The organism is Bariatricus sp. HCP28S3_F11 (assembly GCF_052065395.1).
In the GTDB taxonomy this organism is placed as follows: Bacteria; Bacillota; Clostridia; order Lachnospirales; family Lachnospiraceae; genus Allocoprococcus.
In genome coordinates, this window is record NZ_JBQHUC010000052.1 from 1 (window position 1) to 12,685 (window position 12,685).

Sequence of the window (12,685 nt, forward strand, 5' to 3'; positions counted from 1 at the left end):
TCTTGTGTTTTTAGATTTTACTAACTGCCCGGTCAGTAATAATCTAAATTTACTTGAGGTATTCTTTTTGGTCAATTCCCTTTACTCTTTAAAGTATACAGGAAGCTCCAATGATGTTTTTCAACAGTTCCCTCTATTCTAACACACATTGCCGAAATAAAAAAGAGATTTTTATCACAACAGTGCACCACTACGATGCACTGCTGCATGACATCCATCTATTCGTACAGTGGATATTTGTCACAGATTTTCGTCACTTCCCTGCGGATTTCATCAAATTTACTGTCAAAATCCGTAACCGTCTTCTTAATCAGTTTTGCAATCACACGCATGTCCTCTTCCTTCAGGCCGCGAGTTGTAACCGCCGGTGTTCCGATACGGATTCCGCTTGTGACAAACGGACTTGCCGGATCATTCGGCACTGCATTCTTATTCACAGTGATATATACTTCATCCAGACGTTTCTGCATTTCCTTACCAGTCACACCCATGTTCTGCAGGTCGACCAGCATCAGATGATTATCGGTTCCGCCGCTCACGAGGTTGAAGCCTTCTTCCAGCATTCCTTCAGCCAGCACCTTTGCATTCTTCACAACCTGCTGCTGATATTCCTTGAACTCCGGTTTCAATGCCTCTCCGAAGCAGACAGCCTTCGCTGCAATGATATGCATCAAAGGTCCGCCCTGTGTCCCCGGGAAAATAGCTTTATCAATCACTTTTGCATATTCTTCTTTGCACATGATTATTCCGCCTCTCGGTCCGCGGAGCGTCTTATGTGTGGTCGTCGTCACAACATCCGCATACGGAACCGGACTCTGATGAAGTCCTGCTGCAACAAGCCCTGCAATATGTGCCATATCGACAAATAAATAGGCGCCTACCTCTTTTGCAATGTCAGCAAAGATGTCAAACCGGATCTCTCTCGGATAAGCAGAAGCTCCTGCAACGATCATTTTCGGCTTACACTCTTTGGCAATTCTACGGATTTCATCATAATCGAGGAATCCCTCGTCGTTGACATTATACGGTACGAAATGATACAAAAGGCCGGACATATTGACCGGTGAGCCATGAGTCAAATGGCCTCCATGCGCCAGATTCAGCCCCATAACCGTATCTCCCGGCTTGAGAAATGCCTGATAAACAGCCATATTGGCGCTTGCCCCCGAATGTGGCTGTACGCAGACATGATCACAGCCGAAAAGCTTTTTTGCACGCTCGATTGCAAGATTTTCAAGAATATCCACATCTTCACAGCCGCCATAATAGCGTTTTCCCGGATATCCTTCCGCGTATTTATTGGTAGGTACCGTTCCCATCGCCAACATAACAGCCGGGCTTACGATATTCTCAGATGCGATCAGCTCCAGATTCCTTCTCTGCCGTCCCAGCTCCAACCCGAGTGCTTCGCCTACCTCCTTGTCATATTCACGAATGTAGTTCATGACATCTGTAATCATATTCATGGTCTTCTCCTCCTGTTCTTTTCTGCAAAAAGCAGGCAAAAAACTTTCACTTCAAAGTCTTCTGTCTGCTTTTCCTTTTTTTCACACAAGACCTTTTCGCAAGTTAAATCCTAGTATATAAACGGCTCCCTGCAAAGTCAAGCGTTAAATAATTATTTTATTTATTACAGCATCTCGATAAATGCCGCAATTCTTGTATTCAGCTGTCCGAGATCAGACTGGGAATAGTCCGTCTCCACGGAAATATACGGAATACCCTTTTCTTCATTTACAAATTTCATGATCTTTCTTGTTTCCACGCTATAAGTATGGCATGCCTGGAGAACCATCTCCACAACACCGTCCACCTTGTACTCATCGATCAGTCTTCCCAGAAGCTCCAGACGATTCGGGTTCGGAGTCATAACAGAACAGCCGATATTCAGATACCTTCTTGCCAGCGCATCGTATACATCCGGATTGTCTTCATCTACCAGCTTGTCAATAGACTTCGCTCCGGAGCAGTTTTCAAATGCAACAACCACACCGCCGTTACTCTCAATTGATTTTACGACTTTGACCGTTGCACCGCCGATCGGACATCCCGTAACCAGAATTCTCTTCTTCTTCGGCTCCATCTTGCCCTCTGCATACTCTTTCAGGATCTTGTCCGTCAGCGCATTGACCTCCTCCGGAAGCTTCTTTCTGTCAAATTTGAATGTACTTCCATAGAGAACATTGAACAGATTTTCTCCGCTGATCGGAGTCGGATCATTTTTCATCACCTCATACAGTCTCTTGAGCGCTCTTCTTCCCTCATTCTGAATACGGATGGCCTCTCGGATCTGCTCCTCCGTGATCTCCACTTCAAACTTTTCTTCCAGATACTCCTTAAACCGGATGATTTCTTTCTTCCAAAGCTTCAGGCTCTCTTCTTTCTGCGTATTTGGAAGCTCCATGATGAACATTTCTTTAAATTCAGACATATATTCATACATTTTTTTCTTACCGTCACAGGTCGTTTCCCCTACAACCACATCAGAGAAATAGAAGAACGGACATTTATCGCTTACAGCAAAACCGTAACTTGCTTTGATAAGCGGGCATAAGTTTCTCGGCAGATCCCGTTCTGCGATCGGGATCGTCTCATCTGTCATCGAGCAAAGTCCGACCGTAACCGCGCCCATCGCCATGGCGATCTCCTGCGGGAAATAGGTACAATAGGAACCTACAACCGGAATATTCTGATCTTTTATCTCCTTCATTGCCAAAAATGACTTTTTGCGCTGCTCCGCAAACTCTTCAAAAACCTCTGGTAATTCTTTGATAATTTCCATTTTCTTTTCCTCCATAAATAAATCATGAGATTTTTCCCTGATGCCTGCGGATTTCTCCGCATTTCATCCTATCTTTCATTATAAATTTCCCGATCCGCACATACAAATTTAAAATTCTGATAAATCTTGTCATTTATAGAGTATATCTATACCGCAAAACAACCTCACCAAATACTTATTTACGCAAAATGAAAGAGCCCGGTATCCCAGACTCTTTCCATTCCTATATTACCATTCAAATTTCTTTTCAAAATAAGCTTTCAGATCTTCGATCTTTACTCTTTCCTGCTGCATAGTATCGCGGTCACGAACCGTAACTGCTCCATCTTCTTCTGACTCAAAATCATAAGTAACACAGAACGGTGTTCCGATTTCATCCTGACGACGGTATCTCTTTCCGATATTTCCTCTGTCATCAAATTCACAGTTGTAGTATTTGCTCAGCTCTGTGTAAACCTTTTCCGCGCCTTCATTCAATTTCTTTGAAAGCGGAAGTACACCGATCTTAACCGGAGCAAGAGCCGGATGGAAATGAAGAACTGTACGTTTTGTACCGTCTTCCAGATCTTCTTCATCATACGCGCCGCAAAGGAAAGCAAGTACCATACGGTCTGCACCGAGTGACGGCTCAATAACGTATGGAATGTATTTTTCATTTGTCTCATCATCAAAATAGGTCATATCCTGTCCGGATACATTCTGATGCTGAGTCAGGTCATAATCGGTTCTGTCTGCGATTCCCCACAGCTCACCCCATCCGAACGGGAAGAGGAATTCTACGTCTGTAGTAGCTTTGCTGTAGAAAGAAAGCTCTTCTTTGTCATGATCTCTGTAACGGACTTCGTCTTCTTTTAAGCCAAGTGTATAGAGCCAGTCCAGACAATATTTCTTCCAGTATGCGAACCACTCAAGATCGGTATCCGGTTTGCAGAAGAACTCAAGCTCCATCTGCTCGAACTCACGGGTACGGAATGTGAAGTTACCCGGTGTGATCTCGTTACGGAACGATTTACCGATCTGGCAGATACCAAACGGAAGTTTCTTTCTTGAAGTACGCTGTACATTCTTGAAGTTTACAAAGATACCCTGAGCCGTTTCCGGGCGCAGATAAACAACGTTCTTTGCATCTTCTGTTACACCCTGGAATGTCTTAAACATCAGGTTGAATTCGCGGATCTCTGTGAAATTATGCTTTCCGCAGGTCGGACACGGGATCTCATGTTCTCTCACAAATGTTTCCATCTGTTCATGTGACCATCCGTCAATACTATCCGGAAGATCAATTCCATTTTCCTTGGCGTAATCTTCAATCAATTTATCTGCACGGAAACGTTCATGACATTCTTTACAATCCATCAGCGGGTCACTGAATCCGCCCAGATGTCCGGATGCCACCCATGTCTGCGGGTTCATCAGAATTGCACAGTCTACACCAACGTTGTATGGATTCTCCTGTACAAACTTTTTCCACCATGCTTTCTTAACATTATTCTTTAATTCCACCCCGAGGTTACCATAATCCCATGTGTTGGCAAGCCCACCGTAGATTTCAGACCCAGGATATACAAAACCTCTTGACTTTGCTAAAGCTACAATTTTGTCCATTGTCTTTTCTACCATAATACCAATCCTCGCATTCTCTTCTTTTTTTACAAAGACAATTGTTTCTACCAAAAATACACTTATCTTTGTGTGATTATCCTATTATACAGAGAGAATCCATATTTTGCAAGCATTCCTGCCATTTTTTTAACATATTGCGTCCAAAAAAATACATAATTAGCTATTATTTTAAGAAAATTCAGTCATTTTACCCCTGTATCCGTTCCATGTCCGGAGTTTTTTCTCTGGTCTCATCCCGATTTTCTTTATGTTTTTCAATAACATCCTGACAGATTTCCATACCTTTATAACTGAGATAATCTTCCACCCGCCCCGTCTGCGTAAATTTTTCCCAAAAGCACTCTTTCATCCCGGTCACCTCACCTGTTCTTCTGTTTCACAGCGTCCATAAACGCTACTCATTATTAGGTTGTCCAATGACTTATGGGATATACTTTATAATATCTGGCAACTTTTTTTACAGCCAAAACCCTTGACAAATTCGTTTAGATTCCCGCAATCTGTTCCAGAATCTCCAGTGATTTAAAACGCTTCTCCACATATACATCCAGATACCGCTCCATTACTTTTCCGAACTCGTCCAAAACCTCATCACTCAAAGTAAACGCAAACAGTTTTTCAATCGAAGATGTCTCTACGTACTGCATGGCATAAAGTGTCGAACTGTTCAGTTTTATTATGTCATACACGCTCCGGCTGCATGCACCGCAGACAATGCCACCTTTTTTTGCACTGAATAACAGGCTTTTCTCTGTACTTCCACAGGATACACACTGGAATACCTGCGGTCCTTCTCCGTTGATGCTCACCGCTTTCAGTTCAAAGATATACCGGACCAGACGCAGCGGAATCAGTCTCTTTGTAAGTGCCCGCATGCTTTGGTAAAGCAGCTTCAGCATTTCTCGTTCGTCATTCGATTCTCTGGTATAATAGTCTGCAAATTCCAGAAAATAAAACGCATAATATGCCGCTTCCACATCCGTCCTCAGCTCCGCGAAATAGTTGGAAATATCCGCAGACTGGATCGTATACGAAGTCCGCCCTTCGAACATCGAAAAGACACCAAAAGAACAGGGAGCCGTGACCCCCGCCAAATGGCTCTGCGGACGTCTGGCCCCCTTGGCAAATGCAGATATTTTTCCTCTCTCCTTTGTCAGGATCACGACCCGTCTGTCGTATTCCCCGACCGGCGATGCCGAAAGTACCATCCCCGTCAAAGTGACGATCTGACTCATCTTTCCTGCCTCCTGCTTCCTGCATATTTTCAGGTCTGCCTTGTTCTCTTTCGTTTCATTTAAAGTCGATTATTCTTCATCTTCCCGGTAGCCAAAGTTCTTAATCAGGAAATCACTATCCCGCCAATCCTTCTTCACTTTGACCCACAATTGAAGATTTACCTTCATATCCAGCATTTTCTCAATCTCAAATCGCGCAGTGCTGCCAATTTTCTTAAGCATGGCTCCCTGTTTCCCGATAATGATTCCCTTGTGGGAGTCCCGCTCACAGATGATCGTAGCCTCAATATCCATCACTTTCTTGCGCGCCTTCATTTTCTCGATTGAAACTGCAATCCCGTGCGGGATCTCTTCGTTCAGACAGTGCAATGCCTTCTCCCGGATGATCTCTGCAACAATCTGCCGCTCCGGCTGATCCGTGACGGTATCCTCATCGTAAAACTGCGGGCCATACGGAAGATATTTCATAATTACCTTCAGCAGTTCTTCGGTATTATCTCCTGTCCTTGCGGAAACCGGAACGATATCCACAAAATCAAAGATCTCACTGTATTTCGCAATACACGGAAGCACATCTTCTTTTTTCACAGAATCCACTTTATTGATCACCAGAACGACCGGTGTATTCACCTTTTTCAGCTGCTGTACGATATGCTGCTCGCCGGCTCCGATAAAGGTCGTGGGCTCGACCAGCCAGAGCACCACATCCACTTCATTCAGGGTACGTTCCGCAACATTTACCATATATTCACCAAGCTTATTCTTGGCTTTATGAATTCCGGGCGTATCCACAAAAACGATCTGCCCTTTCTCCGTTGTCAGAACCGTCTGGATCCGGTTTCTTGTCGTCTGCGGTTTGTTGGATGTGATCGCAATCTTCTGCCCGATCAGATAATTCATCAACGTTGATTTTCCCACGTTCGGTCTTCCGATGAGTGTCACAAATCCCGATTTATAATCTGCTCTCATGTATCCTCCTTCTCCTCGCTGCCCATTGCAGCCTTTCTTTCTAGAATAAATCCTTTACTTCCATAAAGACATCTTTTTCTTCTTCGATCTTCGCTTCATTTCCGATCACACAGATCTGATTTCCGGCAAGTACTGCCTTCGCCACAGGAGCCAGAGCGCGAATATCCTCCTGCGTAGCCTCAAGGATCTGCTGCCGTTCTGTACGAATCATCTCTTCACTCACATGATTCATATACAGATTCATGGATCGATCCCCTTTTGCTGCCGGTGTCATCGGCTGATCAATATTGCTGATGGTTCCGATGATATATTTGGTCATGTCACGCTCACTTACGGTGAAATTCTCCAGATACTCCGGAACACCGTCATAGACTTCCAGCGTCTTTTTCAGGTTCGGATCACGATAAGACACAAAATATCCCTCACCAATCCGGTTGAAATTACTCATGCATCCGTAAGCTCCGCCCTTCACGCGGATGTTAACCCAGAGATATTCATAGCTCATAATCACCTTCAGAATCTGAAGCGCTCCGGTATAGGATTCGCCCGCATCGATAAAGTTTCCGGCTTTTGCGGCAAACTGTACTTTAGATGAGGTCTTGAAGCCTTCATTTTTCTGCTCGCACCGGATCACGCATGCCGGCTTTGCTTCCTGCTCATCAAACAATGCCATGTTCAGCTTCTCGAGTTCATTCTCCAGTCCGGCAAGACCTTCTCTAGATGCTGTGTAACTTACCATCATATTTCCTCTGCAGAACAGGGTTTTTACCAAAGACTGCAGCATCGTTATCAGTTCTTCTTTCTCTTTTTCAAAATGTTCTTCCATTCGGCTGACATTCTGGTAGTACTCAATACCGCTTGTCATATCCTTGAATCTGGAGATTGGAGAACGATAAGACATCGCCCGCAGCGCAGACGCAGAGTGTCCTGAAGACAGGAAACGTGCCTGCATCCGTGATTTATTCATGGACAGGATCTCCTTCAAACGTTTCTCATCATCCAGTTTCGAACAAATGAGGATCTCCTGCATCATCTCAAGTGCAAATGGAATCTTCTCATACAGCGCCTTGGTCTTAATCTCAAATGTCGCTTTAAATTCTTTTTCTGTTACCTTTGTCACATCCGGATATAATTCGAGAGAGGTCCCGATTCCTCCGGTATTGACATTGATTTCATTAAACAATTCACCGTAATCATAATGCTCCGTATCGATGATTCCGAGCACTGCCTGCAACACACCGACATACGGAAGCTGTTCCGCCGGAACTTCTGACAGATCGAACATCAGATCCAGATATCCGATTCCGTTCGTCTCAATCTCATGGAATACCACCGGAACTCCCGCCAGAGTCATCTCCTCATTGTAAACCGGAGCGATTTCCCTTGAGATATCTTCTCTTTCCAACATCGGGATCTTCTCCAGTTCTTCCTGACTGGACGGCTCCTCCTGATACTCCAGAAGCCGTCTGGTATCCTCTACCAGTTTCTCGATTTCCGCATCGCTTAAGGAGGCCTTATATGCCTGCAGTTTATCGTGAAGTTCTGCATCCAGGCGCGCAGTGCGTCCCTGTTCCGGCAGTACGGTCACAATAGAACCATGCGGATTATCCAGCAGATATTTCTGGATCAATTCTTCAAAATATCCGTTCTTCACCTGTTTTTTCATAAACGCAAATGTATCCAATGCCTCCACATGGATGAACGGTTTTGTCTCATCGTAAAGCCAGCTGTCAAAAATCTGAAGCCCATACATGAGTCCCTTCGGATATCCTCCGAAATCTGCTTCTCTGTAACGAAATTCATGATAATTGATTCCCGCCTCAAGTGCCTTGGGATCCATGCCCTCTTCCACGATCTTCTTTAATGTACTTTCAATGATACGGACAAATTCGTCTTTCTGATCTTCATTTGCATTTTTTGCGACCACAGAGAAAATCGGTTGGTAAATACTGTTATCATAAGAACCGGTAATATCCTTTCCGATTCCGGCATCCATAAGCGCCTTCTTAAGTGGTGCCCCCGGCGCAGAGAGGAGTGCATAATCCAGAATCTGAAACGCAAGGTAAAGCTCTCTGTCCAAACTCGTTCCGACTACTTTATTATAAGAAAGATAGGTATTATCTTCCAAAGGTTCATTACTGGAAACCGAATATTTCATGGAAAGCTCACGTACCGCATCAAATGGCTTCTGGAGATGAATCTCAGAATCCACCTCGATCTTATCATATTTACAGAGGTATTCCCGATCCAGCCATTCCAGCTTTTCAGCCATATCCATATCGCCATACAGATAAATGTAACTGTTTGACGGATGATAGTAAGTCCTGTGGAAATCCAGATATTCTTCATAAGTCAGATTCGGGATCTCATCCGGATCCCCGCCGGACTCATTTGCATAAGTCGTATCCGGGAAAAGCGAATTCAGAATCACCCGATCCAGCACACCGTCCGGAGAAGAAAATGCGCCCTTCATTTCATTGTATACCACGCCGTTATAAGACAATTCCCCGTCCTTGTCCTCCAGCTGGTAGCTCCATCCCTCCTGGCGGAAGATTTCTTCATGCTTATAAATATTAGGATGAAGCACGGCATCCATATAGACATCCATCAGATTCTGAAAATCCTTATCATTACAGCTTGCGATCGGATACACCGTCTTATCCGGATACGTCATGGCATTCAAAAAGGTGTTCAGAGATCCTTTGACCAGTTCCACAAACGGATCCTTAGCCGGGAATTTCTCCGATCCGCAGAGTACCGTATGCTCCATGATATGCGGCACACCGGTACTGTTCTTCGTCGGTGTGCGGAATGCAATGTTAAAGACTTTGTTATCATCATCATTGGAAATCAACAGCACTCTTGCCCCGCTCTTTTTATGCTTCAAAAGTGCACCTTCTGATTTCAGATCATCCAGTTTGCGCTGCTCAATCACCTCATATGCAGCCAGTTTTGTCAAATCCATGTTTCTGTTCCTCCCAATTCTATCTTGTAATGTTATATTCTTTCTTATCATAATGATATATGTTGTTATTTGCATTATAAAAAACGATACTTCATACTGTGCATATGAAACAGTTTATCACACCCGTTCAAAATGTACAAGGGTTCGGAATTTGTTCCTCCCTTCCTTTGTAACATTTCATTCTTGCGACTGAACGGAGTGTTTTCATTCCAGAATTTCTGGTTTGGGGCAGTGCCAAGATATTGTCTTTACGGGTTATTCTACAATTCCATTCCAATAAACCGTAACATATCACTGCTCCCTGTGTACCATTTTCTCATATGCATAACAGCAAAAAAAAACCGCTGCACTTTCCTCATAATGCAACGGTTTTCCTATTTTATGCCTCTTCAGCCGGATTCAGTTTACTAATTACAAACAAGGTTCCAAGCATCAGAACGATTCCGATTGGAAGGGCGATCCATGCGCTCTGTACAAAACCTGCTACGATGTAAGTTACGAAGGATACGGCCGCACAGGTGATTGCATACGGAAGCTGCGTATTTACATGATTGATATGGTTACTCTGGGCTCCTGCGGAAGCCATGATCGTTGTATCGGAAATCGGTGAGCAGTGGTCACCACACACTGCCCCTGCCATACATGCAGAAATAGAAATGATCATCATCGTTTCATTTCTTCCTTCAAATACTGCAACAACGATCGGGATAAGGATACCGAAAGTACCCCATGATGTTCCGGTCGCAAATGCGAGGAAACATGCTACCAGGAAAATGATTGCCGGAAGCAGATTCATAAGTCCCTGTGCACTGGTTTCCATCATACCAGCTACAAACTCTTTCGCGCCAAGACTGTCTGTCATCGCCTTCAGGGTCCATGCAAAGGTCAGGATCAGGATTGCAGGAACCATTGCCTTAAATCCGTCCGGGATGCAGGACATACAGTCGCTGAAGCTCAACACTTTTCTTACCACATACAGAATGATTGTGATGATAAATCCGAAGAAGCTTCCCAATACCAGGCCAACAGAAGCATCACTGTTGGAGAATGCTTCTACAAAGCCGACCCCGTCAAAGAAACCGCCTGTATAGATCATTCCGATCACGCAACAGATGATCAGGGAAAGGATTGGAATCAGCAGATCGATCACCTTGCCCTTACCGTTATCGGTCATATCCTCCTCCGCATTTGCATACGGACGATCCGGAGTTGTATAAAGATCACCTTTTTTTGCATTTGTTTCATGAACTTTCATTGGTCCATATTCTACTTTCATCAGAACCATTCCCACCATCATTACGATTGTAAGCAATGCATAGAAATTATAAGGGATTGCACGAATGAAAATGGAAAATCCGTCTTCACCTTCAACAAAACCAGTCACTGCAGCAGCCCAGGAAGAAATCGGTGCAATAATGCAGACCGGTGCAGCCGTAGCGTCAATCAGATATGCAAGCTTTGCACGGGATACATTCTGTTTGTCTGTAACCGGACGCATTACACTTCCGACTGTCAGACAGTTAAAATAGTCATCAATGAAAATCAACACACCCAGAAGAATGGTCGCAAGCTGAGCGCCTGCTCTGCTCTTGATATGGGAACTTGCCCATCTTCCGAAAGCCGCAGAACCACCCGCTTTGTTCATCAGGCAGACCATTGTTCCCAGGATTACAAGGAACACCAGAATACCCACATTGTAGCTGTCTGATAATACTCCGATAATTCCGTCCTGGAAAATGTGTGTGATCGTTCCTTCAAATCCGAATCCTGAATAGAAAAGACCTCCTACCAGAATTCCAATAAACAGGGAACTGTACACTTCCTTTGTGATCAGTGCAAGTGCAATCGCAACGATCGGCGGAACCAGTGCCCAGAAGCTCGCGTACATTGACGGCACATATTCCTCTGCCTCTTCAGCCGCAAGTGCCACCAGCGGGCAACAGCTTACCGAAACGATAAGTGCTGCAAACGCGTAAAGCATTTTTTTCAATTTTTCTCTCATTTTTCATCCTCTCTTTTCCATAAAAAATACCATGAATAACGCTTTCCCGTAAGGCGCATTCATGGCATAATTCTTCTGTAAATTCATCATTCGGTCCATATCCTTGATAGCGCTCCACATACGTGACAGTCCGATACATATTCTGTACCGTCCCAGAAACCGACTTTGGGAAATCAGTCTCTTCGGCGGACTCCCCTTTCACAGCGATCGCCTTCCCGGCTATATGATCTCTGCTACTCATGAATTCCGCGCCTCTATCCAGCTCTTTATTCATATAGTTATACTTGTAACATTTTTATGGAGTCTTGTCAATGTATTTCCCGCTATTAACAGACTTTTCCTGATTTAGTTTCGAAAAACCATATAAATTCTTTGATGCTTTTCATCGTTTCTATTCCCTATGATAAATCTCATGAAGCCGCTTATAAAGAGGTGACAGCTTCCCATAGATCTCCTTGTATACATCTGTATACAACTCATCATAAACCTGATGAATTTTCTCATCCGGCTCAAACCTATCCTTTTCATGGACCATTGCTTTTACCCCATCTTCATAGCTCTCAAACACCCCGATTCCCACGAATGCGGCAAGTGCACAGCCGATTCCGGTAGCCTCATATGTCTGTGTCCTCACAACAGGCAGTCCAAACATGTGGGCCGTGATCTGACAGATCTCATCACTCTGCGATCCTCCTCCTCCGAGATAGATTGCCTGAAATTTATGACCGGCTCTCTGCTCCATCACTTTCATTCCGTCGATCAATGCGAAATTAATTCCTTCGATAATCGCGCGATACAGATGGATCCTGGTATGAGCATCCGAAAATCCTATGATTGCTCCTCTTGCAGTCGGCATCGTGATATTCGGCGTAAAATATGGTTGGAACAGAAGTCCCTCACAACCTTCCGGAACGTTTTTGAGACTCTGATTAAGAAGTTCCTCCGGAGAAATACCCAGTCTCTTTGCCTGAATCACCTCTTTTGCCACAAACTCTTTCGTGACATGCTCCCACTACTTAAGCCCTAAAGCTTTGAAGTAGGGGCTTCTTACTCAATAACCCGATAGGGCTAAGTATCAATAAGCTATCCCCGCGTGCCCCGCGGTTCTT

General features: G+C 44.4%; 9 protein-coding genes and 1 riboswitch. All 9 genes read right to left on the minus strand.

The window, feature by feature from the left end:
* Positions 1-218: 218 nt before the first annotated feature.
* The 9 genes from glyA to ACTNBR_RS15350 all read right to left on the minus strand — a co-directional run bounded on the left by glyA (position 219) and on the right by ACTNBR_RS15350 (position 12,564).
* Complete coding sequence (gene glyA, locus ACTNBR_RS15310; RefSeq protein ID WP_441019071.1) at positions 219-1,466, minus strand: serine hydroxymethyltransferase; 1,248 nt, start codon at positions 1,464-1,466, stop codon at positions 219-221.
* A 164-nt stretch (positions 1,467-1,630) separates the two neighbouring features.
* The gene (locus ACTNBR_RS15315; RefSeq protein WP_427805409.1) at positions 1,631-2,782 is read right to left on the minus strand and encodes a double-cubane-cluster-containing anaerobic reductase; all 1,152 of its coding nucleotides are present in this window, start codon (positions 2,780-2,782) and stop codon (positions 1,631-1,633) included.
* Positions 2,783-3,010: 228 nt separating this feature from the next.
* Entirely contained in the window at positions 3,011-4,402 is a 1,392-nt protein-coding gene (locus ACTNBR_RS15320; protein WP_427805408.1) for a glycine--tRNA ligase, read from the minus strand.
* Between the two features lie 190 nt (positions 4,403-4,592).
* Positions 4,593-4,754, minus strand: a complete 162-nt coding sequence (locus ACTNBR_RS15325; RefSeq protein ID WP_427805406.1) for a hypothetical protein — start codon at positions 4,752-4,754, stop codon at positions 4,593-4,595.
* Positions 4,755-4,890: 136 nt separating this feature from the next.
* Positions 4,891-5,640, minus strand: coding sequence for a DNA repair protein RecO (gene recO, locus ACTNBR_RS15330; RefSeq protein ID WP_441019069.1), 750 nt, complete (start codon positions 5,638-5,640; stop codon positions 4,891-4,893).
* Positions 5,641-5,709: 69 nt separating this feature from the next.
* Positions 5,710-6,609 carry a GTPase Era gene (era, locus tag ACTNBR_RS15335; protein WP_441019067.1) on the minus strand — a complete coding sequence of 300 codons (900 nt, stop codon included), beginning with the start codon at positions 6,607-6,609 and terminating at the stop codon, positions 5,710-5,712.
* Positions 6,610-6,649: 40 nt separating this feature from the next.
* Positions 6,650-9,574 (minus strand): insulinase family protein, encoded by a 2,925-nt coding sequence (locus ACTNBR_RS15340; protein WP_441019065.1) that lies wholly within the window; start codon positions 9,572-9,574, stop codon positions 6,650-6,652.
* A gap of 379 nt (positions 9,575-9,953) precedes the next feature.
* Positions 9,954-11,462, minus strand: coding sequence for a Na+/H+ antiporter NhaC family protein (locus tag ACTNBR_RS15345; RefSeq protein ID WP_427805673.1), 1,509 nt, complete (start codon positions 11,460-11,462; stop codon positions 9,954-9,956).
* 213 nt (positions 11,463-11,675) lie between these two features.
* A riboswitch (Lysine riboswitch) is annotated at positions 11,676-11,841 on the minus strand.
* 126 nt (positions 11,842-11,967) lie between these two features.
* Positions 11,968-12,564, minus strand: coding sequence for an FGGY-family carbohydrate kinase (locus ACTNBR_RS15350; protein WP_441019063.1), 597 nt, complete (start codon positions 12,562-12,564; stop codon positions 11,968-11,970).
* Positions 12,565-12,685: the final 121 nt, after the last annotated feature.